This is a genomic window from Bradyrhizobium sp. HKCCYLS2038, assembly GCF_051167655.1.
GTDB lineage: Bacteria > Pseudomonadota > Alphaproteobacteria > Rhizobiales > Xanthobacteraceae > Bradyrhizobium.
Genome location: NZ_JBNPTM010000002.1, coordinates 354,150 through 376,022, shown reverse-complemented (window position 1 = coordinate 376,022; position 21,873 = coordinate 354,150). Strand labels below are relative to the sequence as shown.

Below are 21,873 nucleotides of genomic sequence, written 5' to 3'. Positions count from 1 at the left end.
CGGAAGGATTGCATCAGGCGTTGAACGTGACGCGGGTCCCGGTGTTGATCCGAATGAGCTTGCCCGGCATGTCCCTTTCGACAAGCCTTCCGAACAGATCACCAGTGCAATGCATCGGCAGGACGAAGTCGGGATTGAGTTCCTTGAGCGCTGCGACGGTGTCTTGAACGTAGCCGTCCTTCTCCGGGGCAAGATGAAAGCCGCCCATGACGGCATGAATCTTGTCGATGCCGCTGACGGCCATGGCTTGTTTCAGCGTGTTCACTATTCCGCGGTGGCCACAGCCGGTAAATACAATGAGGCCATGCCCGCGCAGGTTTGCGCAAGGCGCGATCTCATGGCTGAAGTCGTCCGGAATCGACTGGGCGCTCCGCTTGGCCTCCGGCATCTGCTGCGGAAAGCAACCGTAGCCGTCGGTCACGCCAACGCTCATGCGCGTCGGCGCGGTCACATGCTCGAAGCTGCGTCGGCCGATAGCGCCCGTCGTGATCAGCTGGCCGGCAACCAGTGTTGGCTGATCGGCGAACACGACCTTCACGCCGGCGCTCTCGAGCGAGCTCCGGTCAAGTGCGCCGAAATTGTACGATTGCGGCGGCGATGTTGGCACAACGATCTCTCGGGTACAGAATGCCTCCTCGCCGCCGAGATAGAGCGAAAGACCCGGCTTGAAGCGGCCTTTGCTGGCGCCGAGAAATCCGGCCATCCCTCCAAAATGGTCGTAGTGACCATGCGTCAGAACCATGGCGTCGAGCATGTCCGGTTGAACCCGGAGAAAGGCCATGTTGTTCATCAAGGTCTCGGGCGTGTAGCCGAAATCCACCAGGACAGATCGACGCTCGGTTCCGGACTGCGTCTGCATCAGGGCGGAAACGCCCCACTCGCTCTCCAGGACATGGCGCGGAGGCTTGTCCGTGAGCCCCAGCGAAAACGGCTGCACCTCGACATTCGCCAAGCGCATCGGCGGCGCGAACACCTGCTGGAAACTGTCCGTGATCACTTGAATGGTGAGCGAGTCGACTTCCGGCATCGGTACGGAGAGCTTCTGCGCACGGGCGGGCGCTGCGCTCCCCAGCAATCCGCCGATGGTGGTCCACAGAGCCGCGGCGCCGATGCCGCAGAGCGCATGTCGCCGGTCGACACTGCTGCTGGAGCGGTTCGGGAGGGAAGCGTCATCGGCACGGAACTGTCCGTGTGGAGACAACAATTCAGGGCCAAGACTACAAGTGCAGCTGCGGAAGAGCATGTCACCCTCCTTGCAAGAAGGCTGTCGCTACCCACGTCCGAACTCAGGATATGGCTCAACCTCGACGAGAACTTTGACTTGCATCAAGCGGGCAAGATTTGCCACGATGCGTCACGCAGAATTGGTCTGCGCGACTCCGATCATCTCGCGGTCGTAGAGATCTGCGTCGGCGCGCCAGGTGACTGCGAGCTACTTCCCCGTCTGCACGAACTCCGCGATCTCCCGCGTCAACCGGTCGTCGTCGGTGTTGATCGCATACACCTCCGACATGTGACTGTGTTGCGGCAGCATCACCGCGCGAGCGCAGCCGGAGGGGCGCTTGCAGGCGGCCTGCTTCAGCAGGTCGAACTGCTCGACGAAGCGCGGCGGGTCGAGTTCGGCGGAGGCGATCATGAGCGGAAGGGCAGAGGACTGCAGGCCGGCCAGCGCGGAGCGCTCCTTGAAGCGGGAGGGGTCGGTGCCGAAATAGGCCATCTCCTGGTCGCCGAGCGGCGTTGCCGTGAGGTCGTAGACGCCGGAGGCCATGATCGCGCCGGCAAGCCCGCCGCCGCCGACCTTGTGGAATTCCGGATGCGACACGTAGGTCGCGACGTGCACGGCGCCGGCCGAATGTCCCATCAAGAAGATGCGGGCGGGATCGCCGCCGTTCTCGGCGGCGTGGGCGGCGACCCATTGCACGGCGCTGGCGACATCCTCGACGCCGGCTGGCCAGGGGAATTTCGGTGCCAGGCGGTAGGTGATGTTGACGCCGACGAAGCCGCTCCTAGCCGCCCACAGCATGATGTTGTCGTAGAACGGGCTGTCCGGCGTGGTGCGCTTGTTGCCGCCGATGAAGGCGCCGCCATGCACGAAGATCAGGACCGGGCGTGGGGCAGCCGCGCTGTCCGGCGTGAACACGTCGAGCAGGTTACGCTCGGCCGTGCCATAGCGGACGTCGCGCTGCACCTTGACGCCGGCATAGGGTTCCCTGGCCTGCAACGGCGCGTAGATCGCGGCGGTCTTCGGTGGATCGATCGTCCGGCCGATCTCGACCAGCTTCCAGGCAATGTCGTCGGACATCGGGCTCTGCTGCGCATGCGCGGAGTTCAGCGCCAGCATGGCTGCAAGGATCGTCAAAGCCAGTCTCGTCAGCTTCATCAGGTCAGCTCCGATCACATCCGATTCGCGGGGGCGGGGCCTCGCGCGGCCGATTTATCGCGATTTCGCCGTGACTGGCAGGGCCTTTTACGATAGGCACCTGCGCATGAGCCGCCGCATCAAGCGAACCCAGACCCGATCCGATCGTCCCGCCGACCGCCGCAAGAGCGAGCGGCCGAAGGCCGAGGCTGCGCGCAGCGCAGGCGCGCCCCCCAAGCGCGAAGCAACAAAGCGAGCGGCGGAGCGGGATGGCGAGCGTCCGCGGCGCGAACGTTTTGCCGGTGAGCGCGAGACGGCGCCGCGAAGCGAGTTCGGGCGCGGCAAAGGCGATCGTGGCAAGGCTGATCGCGTTCGTGCCCCGCGCGCCGAGCGCGAGGAGCGCCGCGACACGTTCGAGCCGCGTGAGCGGCCGCCGGCCAAGCGCGCCAGTGCTGGCAAGCCCGTGCGCTTCGGCGCCGAGCGCAAGCCGGCCGCCGAGCCGCCGCCGAAGAAGCCGGAGCCTGAGGCGGTGCTGCTGCCCACCAAGGTGCAGACCGTGGTGGTCACCGCCGACGAGAACAACATGCGCGTCGACCGTTTCCTGGAGGCGCGCTTTCCAGGCCTGTCGTTCTCCCACATCCAGCGCATCGTCCGCAAAGGCGAGCTGCGCGTGAACGGCAAGCGCGCCGACTCCAAGGACCGCCTTGAGGAAGGCCAGACCGTCCGCATTCCGCCGCTCAAGCTCGATGCGCCGAAGGTGTCGGGCGTGCTGTCTGACGCCGAGCAGAAGACGCTCGATAGCCTGAAGGCGATGACGCTGTACGAGGACGACGATGTGCTCGTCCTCAACAAGCCGGCCGGCCTCGCAGTGCAGGGCGGCTCCGGCATGACGCGGCACATCGACCAGATGCTGGAGGTGATGCGCGATGCCAAGGGGCAGAAGCCGCGGCTCGTGCACCGCATCGACCGCGAGACCTCCGGCTGTCTGCTGATCGCCAAGACGCGCTTCGCGGCGACGCATCTGACCGGCGCCTTCCGCAGCCGCTCGGCGCGCAAGATCTACTGGGCGCTGGTGGCCGGCGTGCCGAAGCCGAAGCAGGGCCGCATCTCGACTTATCTCGCGAAGGAGGAGAGCGAGGACGACACCATCATGCGCGTCGCCGCGCACGGCGACGAGGGTGCCAGCCACGCGGTGACCTATTATGCCGTCGTCGAGGCCTCGGCGAACAAGCTCGCCTGGGTGTCGCTGAAGCCGGTGACGGGGCGCACCCATCAGCTGCGCGCGCACATGGCGCATATCGGCCATCCCATCGTCGGCGATCCCAAATATTTCAACATCGAGAACTGGGCGCTGCCCGGCGGTCTGCAGAACCGGCTGCATCTTCTCGCGCGCCGCATCGTCATCCCGCATCCCCGCGGTGGCTTCATCGATGCGACGGCGCCGCTGCCCGCGCATATGCTGCAGTCCTGGAACCTGCTTGGCCTCGAGCACGACCGCTTCGACCCGATCGAGAACGCGCCGGAGGAGTAGCCTCGCTCAGTTGCGAAACTGCTCCAGGAATAGCGTGAGCGAATCGTGCGGCGTCTCGACGTCGAGGATGACCCAGCCGTCCGGGCCCTTGACGACGATGAAGTTGAGAGTCACGCGGCGGCCCTGGTTGTCGAAGCTGGCGGCGACATAGGTCTTGTCGAACTGCTTGCGCAGGATCGAGATCGCCACCGGGCCGAGCTTCCAGCGCGGGCTCTGCACCAGGAAGTCGTAGGGCTCGTGCCGCGGCGCCGTCCAGGCTTTCGCCAGGCTCGGGTCGAAGAACTGCCGCGCCGCCTCCGGCGTCCGCGGCAGCCCGGTGGAGAGCTCCGGCGCGCCCTGGCCGTAATGCGCATAGACGTTGCGCACCAGCGATTCCGGCGAGCCGAACCCGGCGGCCGCCTCGACAGCGCTGCCGAGCAGGATGAGGACGGAGAGCAGGGGACGCATAGGCGGCTCGCATTTCGGTCGATCACGCCTTATCTACCGCGCAAACAACCAATCCAGTGTGATCATCCCGCGAGAGGGCCGGAATTCTGATGCGTGAATTGTTCGACGAGGTGGTCGGCCAGTCGCCGCTCGATCCGCAGGAATCGGCGCGCCAGGCGATGCGCGCGCCGCTGCGCAAGCGCTTCTACAAGGCGGCCGGCACGGCGGAGGCCGAGGGCGGTTTCCAGGTCACGCTCGACGGCCGGCCGATCCGCACGCCGTCCGGGCGCGTCGTCGTCGTTCCGGTCAGGGAGCTTGCCGAGGCGGTCGCTGGAGAGTGGCAGGCCCAGGGCGAGAGCATCGATCCCACCAGGATGCCGCTGACGCGGTTCACCAACAGCGTGGTGCAGTCGGTGGTCGACCGCGTCGATGCTGTCCGCGAGGACATCGCCAAATACCTCCAGTCCGATCTGCTGTTCTACCGCGCCGGCCATCCCGAGGGGCTGGTCGCGGCCGAGGCCGTGCATTGGGACCCGGTGCTGGACTGGGCGCGCGACGGTCTCGGCGCGCATTTCATCCTGTCCGAGGGCATCATGCACGTGGCCCAGCCTGAGGCCGCGGTGCAGGCGGCGCGGGATGCGCTGCCGGCCGGCCCATGGGCGGTCGCGGCTGCGCATGTGGTGACCACCATCACCGGCTCGGCGCTGCTGGCCCTGGCGCTGGTGCACGGCGTGCGCGATGCCGACCAGGTCTGGGCGGCGGCGCATGTCGACGAGGACTGGAACGCCGCGCAATGGGGCGCCGACGAGGAGGCGATGAGCCGCCGCGCCGCCAAGCAGGTCGACTACCAGGCCGCCGTGCGCATCCTGCAGGCGGTCGGGTCCGCCAGCTGAGGCCGGTTAACGCCGGGTTTAGGGCGAACGTCTACGCTGTGCGCGTAACCCGAGTACGCGCATGGTCCAGAGTGTCACCCCGCCATCGTCCGTGAGCGCCACCCGAGCGGTTGGCAGCTCGTCGACTGGAACCACGGCGGCGGCCGCCACGACTCTGCAGGCCGGTGCGCTGCTCAGTGCGAGGGTGCAGCAGGTGCTCGCCGAAAATCTGGTCCAGGTCGCGATCGGAAACCTGTCGATGGAGCTCGCCAGCGAGCTGCCGTTGCAGGCCGGCCAGACCGTGCAGGTCGCGGTGTCGCAGACCTCGCAGGGGCTTCAGCTCGCCATCGTCGGACAGGGCGGCGCCGGAGCGGCCGGTACCGGCGCAACCGCAACTCCCGCCGCGACGGTCGTCGACGTCACCGGCCGGCTGGCGCCGACACTGGCGCCGCAGCCCGATCCGCTGACCGGGCTGGAGCGGCTCGCGATCTCCGTTGCCAGCGAGGAGGCGGTGACCCGGCAGGGCAGCCAGGGGCAGCTGTTCGCCGATCTGCAGGTGGTCGCCGACTCGCCGAACCTGCCGCCTGCCTTGCGTGCCGCCGTCGCCCAGGTGCTGGCGCAGCAGACGCCGCTATCGCCGGCTCTGACCGCCGATGACGTTCAGAGTGCCGCCAAGAGCTCCGGCTTGTTCCTGGAAGCCTCGCTCGCCAATGGCAGCGCTAGTGCAGGCACGCCTGACCTCAAGGCCGCCCTGATCGTGCTGCGCCAGACGCTGGCATCGGTGCTGCAGACCGTCGATTCCGGCACCACCGCGTCAACCCAGCCTCTGTCCGGCGCGTCCTATGCGTCGGTGCTGTCGGAGGCCGGCCGCAGCGCTGCTGCGCAACAGCAAAGTGCCGCACCTCCACTGGTGCCCGACCTCGAGATCGAGCTGCCGCCGCAGCCCTGGGGCATCGGCCCGGCACGGCCGGACGTCGCATCCACCGGCTTCACCGCCTCGGCGCTGATCGAGACCTTGAGCCAGGCCAAGGGCCAGTCGCTAACTCCCGGCGCGGTGCTTGCCGTGCTGCAGGAGGCTCAGCAGCAGATCCCCCGCGCCGCCGGCCTCGTGCCCGGCCGCAACGCCAACGGCCGCGGCGACGTCGTCGTCCGCACCAACACGCCGCCACCACCGTTCCGTGGTGCCGCGCCGATGCCGCAGGCCGTGGCGACGCCGACGCTCCGGCCGGATACGCCGCTGCCGGCAATCGCGCATCGCCTGCTCGACGAGACCGATCAGGCGCTGTCGCGGCAGACCCTGCTGCAGGTTGCCTCGCTGCCCGATCGTCCCGATGCGTCGGGCGTCCGCAACGATCCGACTCAGCCGCGCTGGAATTTCGAGATCCCGTTCGCCACGCCGCAGGGCACCGCGATGGCCCAGTTCGAGATCTCGCGCGACGGCGGCACGCAGGGAGCCGACGCCGCCAAGCGCGTCTGGCGGGCGCGCTTCACACTCGACGTCGAGCCGGCCGGTCCCGTGCACGCGCTGGTGGCCTTCAGCGGCGAGAAAACCTCGGTGCGGATGTGGGCCGAGCGTCCGGTGACGGCCGCCCGGCTGCGCGCCGGCCTCGCCGATCTCAGCCAGGCGCTCAGCCGCGCCGAACTGTCGCCCGGCGATCTCGTGGTGCAGGACGGCGCACCGCCGGCCGCGATGCCGCCCAAGGCCGGCCATTTCCTGGATCGCGCGCTATGAGCATCGACGTGAAGGCCGCCAGCAAGACCCAGCTCGCCGTCGCCCTGCATTACGACAAGGGGCAGGGCGCGCCGCGTGTCGTCGCCAAGGGCAAGGGTACGATCGGCGCCAAGATCATCGAGGTCGCCAAGGCGCACGATATCCCGATCGAGGAGAACGAGGTGCTGGCCGGCGCGCTCTCCAATGTCGAGATCGGCGACGAGATCCCCGAGGAGCTCTACAAGGCCGTCGCCGAGGTTCTGGTGTTCGTGCTCAACCTGTCGCGGCCGGTGCGCTGAGCGCGCCGTTTTGTGATCTCCGTCATGCGCCGGTTGCGATCGCCCTGTGATACGAGGGCGGACATACTGACGGAGAGAGTTGCAATGACGATAATGAGCCGCCGCCACGCGCTGGCCCTGATGGCCGGCGCCAGCCTGTTGCCCGCGCGCGCGCTGGCCCATGTCGCGCCGCCCCGCAACGAGATCCGCAGCGCGCTCGCTCAGCGCTTCACCGACCTCGGCACCAAGGGCACGTTCCTCGCCTACAAGCCCGAGGAGTATCTGATCATTGCGAGCGACAGCGATCGCTCCAATGAGGCGCGGCTGCCGGCGTCGACGTTCAAGATCGCCAATTCACTGATCGCGCTGGACACCGGCGTGGTCGAGGATCCCGACAAGGACGTGTTCAAGTGGGACGGTGTGACCAGGTCGATCGAGGCCTGGAACAAGGATCACACCTTGCGCAGCGCGATCGCGGTCTCGGCCGTGCCGGTCTATCAGGAAATCGCGCGCCGCATCGGGCCTGAGCGCATGCAGAAATATCTCGAGGAGCTCGACTACGGCAATCACGACATCGGCGGCGGGATCGACCAGTTCTGGCTGACCGGCGCGCTTCGCATCGATCCAGTGGAGCAGGTCGATTTCATCGATCGCCTCAGGCGCGGCGCGCTGTCGGTGTCGAAGCGCAGCCAGGATCTGACGCGCGACATCATCCCGGTGACCAAGGTTGGCGATGCCGTCATTCACTTCAAGTCGGGGCTGCTCGGCAAGGAGCAGGGCTCGCTCGGCTGGATGGTCGGCTGGGTCGACAAATCAGATCAGCCGACCGTGTTCGCGCTCAACATGGACTGCCCCGAGCCGCGCCACGTCGAGGCGCGGATGACGCTGACGCAGGCGTGCCTCAAGGAGATCGGTGCGCTGTAAGTGCGTCGCTACGCGAAGCAACCATAGCGTGGCGACATTGCGTGGCTCACCGGCGCGCCAGCTCCAGATCGACGCCCCTGATCTCCGTCCCCGCCGGCCGGATCGAGACCGTCTGCCGCTTCCCGCTGGTCGTCAGCGCCAGGCCGGCAGAGAACGTCTGGCCGCGTGCTTGCGCCTCGATGCGGTTGCCGACGGCGCGGCCCTCGATCGTGCCGGAGGCGTTGTGGCTCGACTCGGTCCACTCGCCGGAGATCTCGCCGCCGCGATAGGCAATGTCGCTGGAGAGATCGATGTTGTAGCTGTCGCTGGCGCAACGGATGTTCAGCCGCAACTGCTCACCGGCGCCGCCGACATCGTAAGCGGCGCGGCAGCGCAACCGCTCCTGGTTGCCGTCGGACATGTTGATCACGCCGCCACCGCTCCAGGAGCCCGCCAGCGCCCGGAAGGGCGAAGCGGGCGCCGCATGGGCCGCGCCGCCCAGCGCGACCGCGGTCAGCAGAACAGGAATCGCAAGGCGAGAGGCGCGCATCATCGGGCTCCGTTTCATCGTCGAAAGCGAGCGACAACGCAGCAGAGCCCGATCCGTTCGATCCGTCACTTCAAAAATTGATCCGGATCGTTCTATTTTTGCTCACGACAACTTGAGCAGCGCGCGCAGGAAGTCCGTGACCGCCTGGCGCGCGGCCTCGGCCGTGGCCGGATTACCGCCGACATGCGGGTCGAGCTCGACGCAGGGATCCTGATAGGTGAAGGGCTGCTGCGTCTCGGCGTTGACCAGCATGCCGCCGTCGGTCTCCTTGATGCGGCAGTTGCGCACGGTCTGCGCCTTGGCCGCCACCGCAACCATGTTGGCGCCGAGCAGGCCGATGTCGAAGCCGTGCGGCGAGTCCGGATATTCGGTCAGCTCGACATCGCGTCCCGCCGTCTTCAGCCGCTCGACGAAGGCCTTGCAGGTGCGCACCGGATTGTAGTCGTCCGGGCCGCCGTGGAAGATCCGGATTGGGCGCGCCACCACGTCGGTGTCGCCGACATAGGTCGTGGCGCAGTCCGGATAGAATGGAATGTAGGCGGCGAACTGCAGCCCGGACGTGTTCCAGCGCTTGTGGAAGCGCTCCAGGCTCGCATACAGCGCCGCCTGTCCGCCGCGCGAGAAGCCCATCAGCACGATGCGGTCGGGATCGACCCGCGGATGCTTCGCCAGCACGTCGAGCGAATGGTAGATGTCCATGATCAGGTTGAGACGGCCGAGCTGCGCCTGATTAGTGCTGGTCGCGGTGATACCGCGCCCCGTGAAACCGTCGATCACGAAGGTCGAGATGCCCATGCCGTTGAAGGTGCGCGTCCAGGCCGGAATGTTGGCGCCGACGCCGCCGGAGCCGTGCATCAAAACCACCACCGGCATCCGGCCGCTGCCCTGCGCCACGCGCAGCTCGCCGACGACCGTCACCGGCTTGCCATTGTCGTCGCCGGCCAGGAACTGCCGGTCGGACAGCGTGAGCGAGGGGATCGGGTACATCTCGATGCGCGCCGGCGCGTCCTTCGGGATGCCTTGCGCCTGCGCGCTGCCGAGGCCGAGCACGGTCAGCAGCATCGTCGCTGCCGCTGCTGCCATCGCACGCCGCGGCCGTCGAGCGGCCCGCGGGGCAGTGATCGGACTGAAACTCTTGTGACTGAAATCAGCGCACGCGGCATCCACCGCCGTCGCGGCATCGATGTGTAGCTCCATGTCACGTCCTCCTGGGTCGCCGCTTGTGGCGCGGCTTTGGAACCGAGTAGAACGGGCAAGCGCGGGGCTGTCAAACTGACATGTGAGCTGCCGCCGGGAGAAGCGGTGGACAGCTCTGAGCCGTGGCCGCAGATGGTGCGCTGCAAGACCGCGGAGCAGACGGACGTTCCGCAGCCGAGGTGATTGTATCGCCGCGCAGGCACCGAGCCGCTCGCTCATGACGTCAAAGGCCGTGCCGCCTCTGGACGTCGCGCTGACCCTGCTGATGAGGTAGCCTTCTCTTGCAGCAAGATCGACCAGTCGCCGATCGAAACAAATTAGTTGCTTGATCCTGCATGGAGTCATGAGCAACTGGCCAGCATCAGGTCGCATCGCTTGTGACTGGTGTGATGACACCGAATGCACGGGGTCGTAAACGAGCGGTGACCGGCTTGACCGAAGTTCGATGCGTTGCGTGTCGGCGGCTGCAAGACCGACACGACATGGCTTCGGCAAATAGCTTTGGTGCCGCTCCCGCGACGACTCCATGCCTGCGACAAAATGGCGAGCTGTGTTGGCGTTGTCACTGATCCGGAAGCGAGGCCCCGTCGTTCAGTCGTTACGATTTCGTGTAAGTACTTACGAGGCGCGACAAAACGCGCAGGGGCGCCCCGACGTTGGCCGAACAACATGGCGTTGTTGTCGCAGGTGTGTCTTTGTTGAGGAAAGTAGCTGGTCGCAAGCTGCAGCGTCACCTATGTAAACGCCGCACGAAAGTTCGTCAGCTCGCGACCGTGGCATACGGCGCGCCAAGTTTGTGAGCGACGACCTGTAAGGTGAGACGACCGGACTCATTCGATTCGGTTGGTCGAGCGGCCGTCAGGAAGTCAAGCGCGCCGGGTGACGTCATCAGATGGGCTTCATGTTGAGAGAGCAGTTGATCCGATCCGTTGGTGCGATGTTCTGCGTTGTCTCCGTCATCACGCTTGCGGCTTGCAGCGACAAGGGCGGCGCGGCGGCGCCGCATGCGTCCAATGCTCCCGAGGTCGGTGTCGTCAGTCTCGTCTCCGCGCCGGTGACGTTGACCAAGGATCTGCCGGGGCGGATCACCTCGATGCGCATCGCCGAGGTGCGGCCGCGCGTCAGCGGCATCGTGATCGAACGCAGCTTTCAGCAGGGCGCCATGGTCGAAGCCGGCGCGGTGCTCTACCGCATCGATCCGGCGTCGTTCGAGGTCGAGCTCGAGAAGGCCCGCGCGGCGCTCGCCAAGGCGGAGGCCGTGCTCTATCAGGCGGACCGCCAGGAGGATCGCCTGAAGAATCTCTTGAAGGGCGAGGCCACTACCCAGGCGCAATACGAGCTCGCCGTTGCTGCGGAGCGCCAGGCTATGGCCGACGTCGCAGCGCAGAAGGCCGCCGTTGCCCAGGCGCAGCTCAATCTCGACTGGGCCACGGTGCGGGCGCCGATCTCGGGCCGCATCGGCCGCGCACTGGTGACGGAAGGCGCGCTGGTCAATCCCAACGAGACGACCCATCTGGCCACCATCCAGCAGCTCGATCCCGTCTATGCCGACTTCACCCAGTCCGTGGACGAGTTGAATCAGTTGCGGCGCGATCTGGCCGAAGGCCGTCTCAAGAGCGTGTCGCGGGAGGCGGCGCGCGTCCGCCTGCTGTTCGATGACGGCTCGATGTACAAGCATCCGGGCCGGCTCTTGTTCTCCGATGTCAGCGTCGACCCGAGCACCGCGAAGGTGACGTTGCGCGGCGAGTTTCCCAATCCGGAGGGTGAGCTGCTTCCGGGCATGTATGTCCGGGTGCAGATCGAGGAGGCGATCGATGCCGCGGGCCTCGTCGTGCCCAGCCAGGCGGTGCAGCGCACGACGGCGGGCGGCAGCGCCGTCTACGTCGTCAACAATGAGGGGCGGGCCAACCTGCAGCCGGTGCGGCTCGGGCGCGCGCTGAATGGCGGCATGCTGGTCGAGGACGGTCTCAAGCCGGGCTGGCGGATCGTGGTCGACGGCTTCCAGAAGTTCGGCCCGGGCAGTGCGGTCACGCCGGTGCCGTGGAAGGCGCCCGGTGCCGACAAGACGTCTGCTTCGAACTGAACGCGGCCCACGGCTCGGAGAGCACGTCCATGTCACGCTTCTTCATCGCACGTCCGATCTTTGCCTGGGTCGTGGCGATCTTCATCTGTCTCGGCGGCATCCTTGCGATTCCGTTCCTGCCCGTCGCGCAATATCCGATCATCGCGCCGCCCTCGATCTCGATCTCCACGTCCTATCCGGGCGCGTCGACCGAGAACCTCTATTACAGCGTCACGCGTCTGATCGAGGAGGAGCTGAACGGCGCCTCCGGCATCCTGAACTACGAATCGACCAGCGACACCACGGGCGAGGTCGAGATCATCGCCCAGTTCAAGCCCGGCACGGACATCGAGCTCGCGGCCGTCGACGTGCAGAACCGCATCAAGCGCATCGAGCCGCGCCTGCCGGAGGCGGTGCGCAAGCAGGGCGTCGTCATTCTCGAGGCCAGTAGCGCAATCCTGCAGTTCGTGACGCTGACCTCGACCGACGGCAGTCTCGACGAGATCGGCCTCGGCGACGTCGCGACGCGCTACGTGCTGCCGGAACTGCGCCGCCTGCCGGGTGTCGGCCGCGCGCGCCTGTTCGCGACCGAGCGCGCGATGCGCATCTGGCTCGATCCCGACAAGCTGCTCGGGCTTGGCCTGACGGCCCAGGACGTCGACGCCGCGATCGCGGCGCAGAATTCGCAGGTCGCCTCCGGCATTCTCGGCGTGCCGCCGTCGCCGTCAACCCAGCGCACCCAGAACATGGTGCTGGTCAAGGGCCAGCTGGAATCGCCGGAGGAGTTCGGCAACATCGTGCTGCGCGCCAATCTCAACGGCTCGACGGTGAAGCTGTCCGACGTGGCGAAGATCGAGGTCGGCGGCTTGACCTACGCGTTCTCGTCCTGGCTCGACGGCAAGCCGGCGGCCGCGGTTGCCGTGCAGCTGGCGCCGACCGGCAATGCGCTCGCCACCGCCAAGGCGGTCAAGACGCGGATGGCCGAGCTCGCGGGCTTCTTCCCGCCGGGCGTCAAATACGAGGTGTCCTATGACATCACCCCGGTCATCGCCGCCTCGGTCGAGAAGGTGCTGATGACCCTGGGCGAGGCGGTGATCCTTGTCTTCCTTGTGATGTTCCTGTTCCTGCAGAACATCCGCTACACGCTGATCCCGACCATCGTGGTGCCGATCGCGCTGCTCGGCACCTGTGCCGTGCTGCTCAGCCTCGGCTTCTCCATCAACGTGCTGACGATGTTCGGCATGGTGCTCGCGATCGGCATCCTGGTCGACGACGCCATCGTCGTGGTCGAGAACGTCGAGCGCATCATGGCGGAGGAGGGTCTGTCGCCGCGCGAGGCCACGGTGAAGGCGATGGAGCAGATCACCGGCGCGGTCATCGGCATCACGCTGGTGCTGATGGCGGTGTTCGTGCCGATGGCCTTCTTCCCCGGCTCGGTCGGCATCATGTATCAGCAGTTCTCCGCCTCGATGGTGGTGTCGATCGGCTTCTCCGCGTTCCTCGCGCTGTCGTTGACTCCGGCCTTGTGCGCGACCCTGCTGAAGCCGATCGAGAAGGGCCATGGCCATGCCAAGGGCGGCTTCTTCGGCTGGTTCAACGGCTGGTTCGGGCGGGTGACGAGCCGCTACAGCGCGGCGACGCGCTGGGTCGTCGCGCGCGGCGGCCGGTTCATGATCATCTACGTGCTGCTGCTGGCGGGGCTCGGCTATTCACTGTGGCGCCTGCCCGGCGGCTTCCTGCCGGTCGACGACCAGGGCTTCGTCATGGTCGACGTGCTGACGCCGCCCGACGCCAGCACCAACCGCACGCTCGACGTGATCAAGACGGTCGAGAAGAAGCTCGCCGAGACGCCCGGCATCGATACGGTGTCGTTCATCGCCGGCTTCAGCTTCTATGGACAGGGATCGAACACGGCTCAGGCCTTCGTCACCCTGAAGGACTGGTCGGAGCGCGGCCGCAACGAGAGTGCGGATGCCTTGATCGCGCGTCTCAATCCGGAACTGGCCAAGATCAGGGATGCCGAGGTGTCGGTGCTGGCGCCGCCGCCGATCGACAATCTCGGCAACACCTCGGGCTTCAGCTTCCGCCTGCAGGACCGCTCGCAGCGCGGCTATGACGCGCTGATGGCCGCCAAGGACCAGCTGTTCGCGGCCGCTGCGGCGTCGTCGGTGCTCGGCAAGCTCAGCGTCGAGGGGCTGCCGCCGGCGCCGTTGGTGCGGCTCGAGATCGACCGCGCCAAGGCCGCCGCGCTCGGCGTGACCTTCGCAGCGATCAATGGCGCGCTGTCGACCAGCCTCGGCTCGAACTACATCAACGACTTCCTGAACCTCGGCCGCATGCAGCGCGTCGTCGTGCAAGCCAACGACGACAAGCGGACCAAGCCGGAGCATCTCTTGACCTACAGCGTGCGCAACAATGCGGGAGAGATGGTGCCGTTCTCGTCGTTCGCGCGCATCGCCTGGTCGGTCGGGCCGACCCAGGTGGTCGGCTTCGACGGCTACCCTTCGGTGCGCATCACCGGCAACCCGAAGCCCGGCTACACCTCGGGCGACGCGATCGCCGAGATGGAGCGGCTGATGGGCACCCTGCCGAAGGGGTTCGGCTATGCCTGGACGGGGCAGTCGCTGCAGGAGAAGCTGGCGGGATCGCAGGCGGCCTTCCTGCTCGGCCTGTCGATCCTGTTCGTCTTCCTGTGCCTCGCCGCGCTGTATGAAAGCTGGGCGATTCCGTTCGCCGTCATGCTTGCGGTGCCGCTCGGCCTGATCGGCTCGGTCGCTGCGGCCTGGCTGCGCGGCCTGCCGAACGACGTCTATTTCACGGTGGGCGTCATCACCATCATCGGCCTGTCGGCGAAGAACGCCATCCTGATCATCGAGTTCGCCAAGGACCTGCGGGCCCGCGGCACGCCGCTGATCGAGGCGACGGTGATGGCCTGCGAGCTCCGCTTCCGGCCGATCATCATGACCTCGCTGGCCTTCATCCTCGGCGTCGTGCCGCTGGTGATCGCGACCGGCGCGAGCGGCGCGAGCCAGCAGGCGCTCGGCACCGGCGTGCTCGGCGGCATGATCACCGCGACCTTTCTCGCCGTGTTCTGGGTGCCGGTGTTCTTCGTGATGGTGATCCGCTTCTTCACCCGCGACAAGGCCGCGGTCGCCCTCGCCGCGAAGGAGCAGCTGCCGTCAGCGGCGCATTGAGGCGTGAGCCTCCAGACCGCTGAGACGCGCAACTCCTGCGCGTCTCAGATCGCAATGCCGCGGCGGTGAAGCGAGAAGCGCAGGCGTGCGGGCAGTCGTCAGCCGTCGTATTCTGATGTCGTCCCGGCGAACGCCGGGACCCATAGGCCGTGCCGCCTGTTGTTGAAGTCCAGCTGAGCTTCAGCTCGCTTCATTTCCGGCTTCGGTGGTTATAGGTCCCGGCTCAAGGCCGGGACGACAGCAGAGTGTTTGGCCCGGCTCTCACGACATCATCAGTGGCCGGAAGCCATAACCACAAATCGTGGTGTGTTGCAGACAAGCCGCCAGGGATTTCGCTACATTGTCCGGGGATCGGCGCTCCGCCGCGCGTCTGCGCTGGTCCAGGACGACAGCAGCGTAGGCAAAGCATGGCCGACATCTACGATCCGGACTTCGTCAAGGGCGTGTTCGACCGCTGCTCCGATCGCTACATCACCTTCAGCCTGATCTGCTCGTTCGGCTTCACCGAGCGCTGACGCCGGCAATGCGTCGAGGCGCTGCCGGCGCAGTTGGCTGACGGCGCGCGCGGCTATGATCTGATGGCCGGCACCGGCGAGGTCTGGCCGCATCTGTTGAAGCGCTTCGGCGGCATCAAGGCGATCACTGCCGTCGACATCTCCTCCGGCATGCACCGCCGCGCCATGGCGCGGCTGCACGCTCACCGCGCCCATCGTATCGAGTTCATCGAGGACGATCTGCTGGCGAGCGACCTGCCGCCGGACAGCGCTGATTTCGTCATTTCGACCTTCGGCCTGAAGACCTTCAATTCCGCGCAGCATGCGCGTCTGGCGGCCTTGATCGCCCGCGTGCTCAAGCCCGGCGGCGTGTTCTCCATGATCGAGGCCTCCGACCCGAAAGGCTGGTGGCTGCGGCCGCTCTATCTGCTTCACCTCAAGACCATCCTGCCGCTGATCGAGCGGACGTTCCTGCGCGGCGCCCAGGACTTTGCGATGATCGGGACCTACAGCACCAATTTCGGCGACGCTTCGGCGCTGGCGGCCATGTTGCGGGAGCAGGGGCTGGAGGTAACGTTCTCCAAGTACTTTTTCGGCTGCGCCACGGGCGTTGCCGGGCGAAAGATCTGACCGATCCGAGCCTGGCGGCGCCGCGAACGGCCACCCCGATCCACCCCCATCGGCTTGACATGCAGCCGCGCCCGCGGCCAGCCGCAGCCCTTCCTGCCGAAGCAGCAGGCCAGGGCCGCCTTGGATCGCGCCGGATGCGGCGCCGGCAAGCGCCGCGTCCGCCCGGCATCGACCTCCATAGCCATGATCCTGCTTCCAATTCCGAACTGTGGGAGGATGTCCGGCGGGCGCCGAAAGCGGCTTTCCGGGGCCGAAACAGCCGTGATAGAAGGCCGCCAACACTCACGAGATCGGCAACGGGCGGGACGCGCATGAAGGACATCCTGGACACCCTCGAAAAGCGGCGCGCCGGCGCGCGGCTCGGCGGCGGCGAGAAGCGCATCGAGGCGCAGCATGCGCGCGGCAAGCTGACCGCGCGCGAGCGCATCGAGCTCTTGCTCGACAAGGGCTCGTTCGAGGAGTTCGACATGTTCGTCGAGCACCGCTCGACCGAGTTCGGGATGGAGAAGTCCAAGGTCCCCGGCGACGGCGTCGTCACCGGCTGGGGCACCGTCAACGGCCGCAAGACCTTCGTCTTCGCCAAGGATTTCACCGTGTTCGGCGGCTCGCTGTCCGAGACCCACGCGCTGAAGATCACCAAGCTGCAGGACATGGCGATGAAGGCGCGTAGCCCCATCATCGGCCTCTATGATGCCGGTGGCGCCCGCATCCAGGAGGGCGTCGCGGCGCTCGCGGGCTATTCCTACGTCTTCCGCCGCAACGTGCTGGCGTCAGGCGTGATCCCGCAGATCTCGGTCATCATGGGCCCGTGCGCGGGCGGCGACGTGTATTCGCCGGCCATGACCGACTTCATCTTCATGGTGAAGAACACCAGCTACATGTTCGTGACCGGACCTGACGTCGTGAAGACCGTCACCAACGAGGTCGTGACGGCGGAAGAGCTCGGCGGCGCCTCCGTGCACGCGACGCGCTCCTCGATCGCCGACGGCGCGTTCGACAACGACGTCGAGACCTTGCTGCAGATGCGCCGCCTGATCGACTTCCTGCCGTCGAACAATTCAGACGGCGTGCCGGAATGGCCGAGCTTCGACGACATCGAGCGCGTCGACATGTCGCTCGACACCTTGATCCCGGACAATCCGAACAAGCCCTACGACATGAAGGAGCTGATCCTGAAGGTCGTCGACGAAGGCGACTTCTTCGAGATCGCCGACCTCTTTGCCAAGAACATCGTGACGGGCTTCGGCCGCATTGCCGGGCGCACCGTCGGCTTCGTCGCCAATCAGCCGATGGTGCTGGCCGGCGTGCTCGACAGCGACGCCTCCCGGAAAGCCGCGCGCTTCGTGCGGTTCTGCGACGCTTTCAACATCCCGATCGTCACCTTCGTCGACGTGCCGGGTTTCCTGCCGGGCACCGCGCAGGAATATGGCGGCCTGATCAAGCACGGCGCCAAGCTGCTGTTCGCGTACTCGCAGTGCACCGTGCCGCTGGTCACGGTCATCACCCGCAAGGCCTATGGCGGCGCCTTCGACGTCATGGCCTCCAAGGAGATCGGCGCCGACATGAACTACGCCTGGCCGACAGCGCAGATCGCGGTGATGGGCGCCAAGGGCGCGGTCGAGATCATCTTCCGTGCCGACATGGCCGATCCTGAGAAGATCGCCGCGCGCACCAAGGAATACGAGGATCGCTTCCTGTCGCCGTTCATCGCCGCCGAGCGCGGCTATATCGACGACGTCATCATGCCGCACTCCACCCGCCGCCGCATCGCCCGGGCGCTGGCCATGCTGCGCGACAAGAAGATGGAAATGCCGGCGAAGAAGCACGACAATCTGCCGCTGTGAGCGGTGACGCACAGGGCGGGATGACGGCACCGTCGTCCCGCCATTCAAGACCTGAACCTTAGCGGCAGCAGAAGCTGCCGCCTCTCCGATGTCCAAACTCCCCGACGACCATCCGTTGAAGCTGGCGCATCGCCATTCGATGCGGCATCGCGCCGAGATCGAAGCCAGTCGTCATTGTGGCTGCTTCTACTGCCAGCGGATCTTCAATCCCGACCGCATCGCTGACTGGATCGACCGGGAGCAGACCGCGCGCTGCCCGTCGTGCGGGATCGATAGCGTGCTCGGCGACGCCTCGGGGCTTTCACTCACCCCGGATTTCCTCGAGGAGATGCGGAAAGTCTGGTTCGGGTGAGCCGCGGCAATCTGCGCCGTTTTCCGCCCTGGCGTTAAGCCTCTGTCTTAACTAATCTTTAACGATGGGTTTGCGGGAACCAAGCTGCGGGCCTAGCCTTTGTCGGATTGCTGGTCGGTCGGAAGAGTAGGGGTTGCGTATCATGGCTGATAGAAGATCGGCGTTTCGGAATTCCACAGCTTTGCTGGCCTGCGCGGCCTCTGCCGCGCTGATGTTTTCCGCCGGGGCCGCCTCGGCCGGGTCCGGGGCCGCGGTGGCCGCGCCCGTCGCTGCAAGCTCTGGACAGGTTGCGTCCTCGTCGTCGGGCGTGCGGCCGTTCGCTCATCACCACGTCCGCGGCCCTCGCGCGTATCTGCCTGCCACGGGCGCGTTCGCCTATGGCGGCACCGGTGAGGCGGTACCGCAGCAGATCCCCGAGCACACCTCGGCCGACGTGCGCTACACCTATACCTATGATGTGCCCTGGGACTGGGCACATCGCTATCCGCCGAACGTCGTGCCGTCCGATCGGCCCTATGTGACCACATGCCCGATGCAGACCGTGACGGTGCCGGGACGCCGCGGCGGCGATCACACCGTCACGATCACGCGTTGCTACTGACGGCTTGAGCCATCTCAATGCCATCAATCCGGGGCGAGTTATAAAATATGACGAATACCGACCGGCTTCGCTCGCGCGAGGTCGCGAGGTGACGAGGCCCGGACTCCTAGGCACTCCGGGCCTCGTAGATTTCTGGTAGTCTTCCCGCATCGCGCGAGTCGGCGCGGGGGAGGCTGCGATGATCGGACTGGCGACGTGGTCGTGTCGTGTGATCGTGCGTGTTGGCGTGGCGATGATGCTGTCGGCTGCCGCAGCCGGCGCGGCCAGCGCCGATGAGACCGTCTCGGTGGGCGGCTCGCGCGTGGCGCTTATCAAACCGGCCTCGGCGCGCGCCAGCGTGATTCTGCTGCCCGGCGGCGACGGCGCCATCAATGTCGGCGAACAGGGCGACATTCGCGGCTTGCAGGGTAATCAGCTGGTGCGCACCCGCAAGGCCTATGCTGCGCGCGGGCTCGCCGTGATGGTGGCGGACTACAACACCGACCTGAAGGCCGCGGTCGATTACATGGCGGCGATCAAGCGGCCGGTGACGGTGGTCGCGACGAGCCGCGGTACCGTGCGCGCCGCAGAGGGCATTGCACGCGGCGCCCGGCCGGATGCGCTGGTGCTGACGTCGGGCCTGCTGAGCCCGGAGTCCGGCAGCTCGTCGAACGTGATGTCGATCGTGGGCTCACCGTCGGCCTTGCCACGCACGCTGGTCATTCATCACACCAACGACGGCTGCAGGGTCACGCTGCCCGCCGGCGTCGAGCCGTTCATCAAATGGGCCGGCGGCCGCGCCCGCGTAAAATGGCTGTCGGGCGGCGCGGACGAGGGCGATGCGTGCCAGGCCCGCGCGCATCATGGCTTCAACGGGCTCGACGGGCAGGTCGTGTCGCTCGCGGCGGGCTTCCGCTGAACGGCTGATTGCAGCTAGGCTTCCGCGACAAGACGATCAACGTCCGGAGGATCCAGCCATGCCCGCAGCCATCTTCGTCGTCCGCGCCACCGTGCCCGACCCCGCGAGGCGCGAGGAGTTCGACCGCTGGTATCGCGATGTCCATCTTCCCGACGCGCTGAAGAGCTTCGGCGTGCGCAAAGCATGGCGGGTCTGGAGCCTCGTCGATCCCGCGGTGCATCAGGCGATGTATCAGTTCGACGATGTCGCCGCGATGGAACGCGCCGTCGGAGGCGATGAGATGAAGCGGCTGGTTGCGGATTTCAATCGCGACTGGCCGGATGTCACGCGCACGCGGGAGAGCCTCGTGCTCGCGCAGAATGTCGACGGATAGAGTTTCATGCCGGCGCTGACGATGAACACGTCGTGCATGATCGCGCCTCCGGGTTAGTTCAGCTCACGTTCAGGCGGTCCGCCAAATACTCGCTTCGTGATTTGGCTCGTGGATCATGGAGGCGTGTGATGGAACGACGCACTTTCCTGAAGCTGGCATTCGGCCTCGGCTGTGTCGCCGCCACCGGTGCGGTGCTCAGTGGAACCGAGGCGCGTGCCGCGCCGCTCTCGCCGGTGCCGCTGAACGATGCGGTTCCTTCGGCCTCTGATCAGAAGGTCGAGCGCGCGCTCAGTTCCCAGGACGAGGCCGAGCGGCTCGCGCCGGAGCGGGTGCATTGGCGGCGCGGTCACCATTGGGGCTGGCGCCGCCGGCACTGGGGCTGGCGTCGCCGCCATTGGGGCTGGCGCCACCATCACCGCCATCACCACCGTCATTGGCATCGACGCTGGCACCGCCGGCACTATTGGTAGGCGAGGTGTAACCGCCAGCTCCGCGTCAGTCGCCGTCCGCGCCGAACAGCGCCGCGAAATGCTTCTCGCCGGTGCGGCTGAAATTCACGACGCGGCTGCCCGGTGTCGGATCGCGCGCCGCCCATTTCAGCTCGGTGAAGCGCTTCATCAGCTGCGCGCCCAGCGTGCCGGCGAGATGGTGCCGGCGCGCGCTCCAGTCGAGGCAGGCCTTGCAGACCGGCCGCCGCGGGTGAGCCAGCATCTCCGTCGAGATCCGCAGGTGCTTCGCCAGGAAGCGCTCGCCGTCATCGGTGAGCACGATCTCCTGCTTGCGCCGCCGCACCAGTTTCTGCCGGGTCATGCTGTCGAGCATCTGCACGCCGAGATCGCCGGCCAGATGGTCGTAGCAGATGCGGGCGCGCCGTAGCTCCGGCTCCTTCGGCCCGGTGCGCACGCGCATGTGGCCGGTGCGGGCCGCAAGGCCCGCGAGCTTCTCGAGAACGTCGGCGACGTCGGGATCGGCGAGCCGGTAGTAGCGGTGGCGGCCCTGCTTCTCCGGATCGATCAGGCCGCCGCCCTCGAGCTTGGCGAGATGCGAGCTCGCGGTCTGCGGCGTCACCCCGGCTTCCTGCGCGAGCTCGGTCGCGGTCAACGCGCGGCCCGAGAGCAGCGCGGTCAGCATGTTGGCACGGGCGGGATCGCCGACCAGCGCGGCGACCATGGCGATGTCTGGACCTGATTTCATACTTCGATGGTAACCGAAGCATTCTCTCCGGGCAAGCGGATAGTGTCGACGGTGTGTATCATACTTGAGGTTGTCATGCCCATCACCGTGTTCATCCGCTATCGCATCGATCCGTTCAAGCGTGAGTTGTACGAGGCCTATGCGCGGCGCTGGCTGTCGATCATCCCCCGCTGCGGCGGCGACCTGATCGGCTATTTCATGCCGCATGAGGGGACCAACGACATCGCCTATGGGCTGATCTCGTTCGAGAGCCTCGCCGCCTACGAGCGCTACCGGGCGACGTTGCGCAGCGACGCCGAGGGCGCGGCGAACTTCGCGCTGGCGGAGGAGCACAAATTCATCCTGGGCGAAGAACGAACATTTTTGCGCAACGTCGTGGCGGGGCCATGAGAGCGGTACTATGA

At 66.6% G+C, this 21,873-nt stretch carries 21 protein-coding genes; 15 read left to right on the top strand and 6 right to left on the bottom strand.

Features of this window, described 5'->3' with window-relative positions; translation table 11 throughout:
• Positions 1-13: 13 nt before the first annotated feature.
• Entirely contained in the window at positions 14-1,243 is a 1,230-nt protein-coding gene (locus ACQR1I_RS10810; protein WP_434864597.1) for an MBL fold metallo-hydrolase, read from the bottom strand.
• Positions 1,244-1,432: 189 nt separating this feature from the next.
• The gene (locus tag ACQR1I_RS10805) at positions 1,433-2,380 is read right to left on the bottom strand and encodes an alpha/beta hydrolase (RefSeq protein ID WP_434864596.1); all 948 of its coding nucleotides are present in this window, start codon (positions 2,378-2,380) and stop codon (positions 1,433-1,435) included.
• 106 nt (positions 2,381-2,486) lie between these two features.
• On the opposite strand from ACQR1I_RS10805, the gene ACQR1I_RS10800 reads away from it, so the two are divergent.
• A complete protein-coding gene (locus ACQR1I_RS10800; RefSeq protein ID WP_434864595.1) occupies positions 2,487-3,890 on the top strand; it encodes an RluA family pseudouridine synthase in 1,404 nt (467 codons plus the stop codon).
• A gap of 6 nt (positions 3,891-3,896) precedes the next feature.
• Here ACQR1I_RS10800 and ACQR1I_RS10795 read toward each other — a convergent pair whose 3' ends face one another.
• On the bottom strand, positions 3,897-4,337 hold the full coding sequence (locus ACQR1I_RS10795) for a hypothetical protein (RefSeq protein ID WP_434864594.1): 441 nt from the start codon (positions 4,335-4,337) through the stop codon (positions 3,897-3,899).
• 89 nt (positions 4,338-4,426) lie between these two features.
• Here ACQR1I_RS10795 and ACQR1I_RS10790 point away from each other — a divergent pair, with 89 nt between their 5' ends.
• The 4 genes from ACQR1I_RS10790 (at position 4,427) to blaOXA (ending at position 8,101) form a co-directional block, all read left to right on the top strand.
• Positions 4,427-5,209, top strand: a complete 783-nt coding sequence (locus tag ACQR1I_RS10790) for an ATP12 family chaperone protein (RefSeq protein WP_434864593.1) — start codon at positions 4,427-4,429, stop codon at positions 5,207-5,209.
• 61 nt (positions 5,210-5,270) lie between these two features.
• Positions 5,271-6,920, top strand: a complete 1,650-nt coding sequence (locus ACQR1I_RS10785) for a flagellar hook-length control protein FliK (protein WP_434864592.1) — start codon at positions 5,271-5,273, stop codon at positions 6,918-6,920.
• On the top strand, positions 6,917-7,198 hold the full coding sequence (locus ACQR1I_RS10780; RefSeq protein WP_434864591.1) for an EscU/YscU/HrcU family type III secretion system export apparatus switch protein: 282 nt from the start codon (positions 6,917-6,919) through the stop codon (positions 7,196-7,198). The genes ACQR1I_RS10785 and ACQR1I_RS10780 overlap by 4 nt, the downstream gene beginning before the upstream one ends.
• A gap of 84 nt (positions 7,199-7,282) precedes the next feature.
• Positions 7,283-8,101 (top strand): OXA-1091 family oxacillin-hydrolyzing class D beta-lactamase, encoded by an 819-nt coding sequence (blaOXA, locus tag ACQR1I_RS10775; protein WP_434864590.1) that lies wholly within the window; start codon positions 7,283-7,285, stop codon positions 8,099-8,101.
• A gap of 46 nt (positions 8,102-8,147) precedes the next feature.
• Here blaOXA and ACQR1I_RS10770 read toward each other — a convergent pair whose 3' ends face one another.
• Entirely contained in the window at positions 8,148-8,633 is a 486-nt protein-coding gene (locus tag ACQR1I_RS10770; protein WP_434864589.1) for a hypothetical protein, read from the bottom strand.
• Between the two features lie 99 nt (positions 8,634-8,732).
• Positions 8,733-9,713 carry a dienelactone hydrolase family protein gene (locus ACQR1I_RS10765; RefSeq protein ID WP_434864588.1) on the bottom strand — a complete coding sequence of 327 codons (981 nt, stop codon included), beginning with the start codon at positions 9,711-9,713 and terminating at the stop codon, positions 8,733-8,735.
• Between the two features lie 1,015 nt (positions 9,714-10,728).
• Between ACQR1I_RS10765 and ACQR1I_RS10760 the strand changes: the two genes are divergently transcribed.
• The 9 genes from ACQR1I_RS10760 (at position 10,729) to ACQR1I_RS10720 (ending at position 20,745) form a co-directional block, all read left to right on the top strand.
• Positions 10,729-11,910 carry an efflux RND transporter periplasmic adaptor subunit gene (locus ACQR1I_RS10760; protein ID WP_434864587.1) on the top strand — a complete coding sequence of 394 codons (1,182 nt, stop codon included), beginning with the start codon at positions 10,729-10,731 and terminating at the stop codon, positions 11,908-11,910.
• A 29-nt stretch (positions 11,911-11,939) separates the two neighbouring features.
• Entirely contained in the window at positions 11,940-15,083 is a 3,144-nt protein-coding gene (locus ACQR1I_RS10755; RefSeq protein WP_434864586.1) for a multidrug efflux RND transporter permease subunit, read from the top strand.
• Positions 15,084-15,619: 536 nt separating this feature from the next.
• Complete coding sequence (locus ACQR1I_RS10750; protein WP_434865121.1) at positions 15,620-16,207, top strand: class I SAM-dependent methyltransferase; 588 nt, start codon at positions 15,620-15,622, stop codon at positions 16,205-16,207.
• Positions 16,208-16,518: 311 nt separating this feature from the next.
• Complete coding sequence (locus ACQR1I_RS10745) at positions 16,519-18,051, top strand: acyl-CoA carboxylase subunit beta (protein WP_434864585.1); 1,533 nt, start codon at positions 16,519-16,521, stop codon at positions 18,049-18,051.
• Positions 18,052-18,166: 115 nt separating this feature from the next.
• Positions 18,167-18,403, top strand: a complete 237-nt coding sequence (locus ACQR1I_RS10740) for a cytoplasmic protein (protein ID WP_434864584.1) — start codon at positions 18,167-18,169, stop codon at positions 18,401-18,403.
• Between the two features lie 142 nt (positions 18,404-18,545).
• Entirely contained in the window at positions 18,546-19,004 is a 459-nt protein-coding gene (locus tag ACQR1I_RS10735) for a hypothetical protein (protein ID WP_434864583.1), read from the top strand.
• Between the two features lie 232 nt (positions 19,005-19,236).
• Positions 19,237-19,902, top strand: a complete 666-nt coding sequence (locus ACQR1I_RS10730) for an alpha/beta hydrolase (protein WP_434865120.1) — start codon at positions 19,237-19,239, stop codon at positions 19,900-19,902.
• A gap of 58 nt (positions 19,903-19,960) precedes the next feature.
• Positions 19,961-20,275 (top strand): hypothetical protein, encoded by a 315-nt coding sequence (locus ACQR1I_RS10725; RefSeq protein WP_434864582.1) that lies wholly within the window; start codon positions 19,961-19,963, stop codon positions 20,273-20,275.
• Between the two features lie 128 nt (positions 20,276-20,403).
• Entirely contained in the window at positions 20,404-20,745 is a 342-nt protein-coding gene (locus ACQR1I_RS10720; protein ID WP_434864581.1) for a hypothetical protein, read from the top strand.
• A 25-nt stretch (positions 20,746-20,770) separates the two neighbouring features.
• Here ACQR1I_RS10720 and ACQR1I_RS10715 read toward each other — a convergent pair whose 3' ends face one another.
• Entirely contained in the window at positions 20,771-21,469 is a 699-nt protein-coding gene (locus ACQR1I_RS10715; protein WP_434864580.1) for an ArsR/SmtB family transcription factor, read from the bottom strand.
• 75 nt (positions 21,470-21,544) lie between these two features.
• Here ACQR1I_RS10715 and ACQR1I_RS10710 point away from each other — a divergent pair, with 75 nt between their 5' ends.
• Entirely contained in the window at positions 21,545-21,859 is a 315-nt protein-coding gene (locus ACQR1I_RS10710; RefSeq protein ID WP_434864579.1) for an NIPSNAP family protein, read from the top strand.
• Positions 21,860-21,873 lie beyond the last annotated feature (14 nt).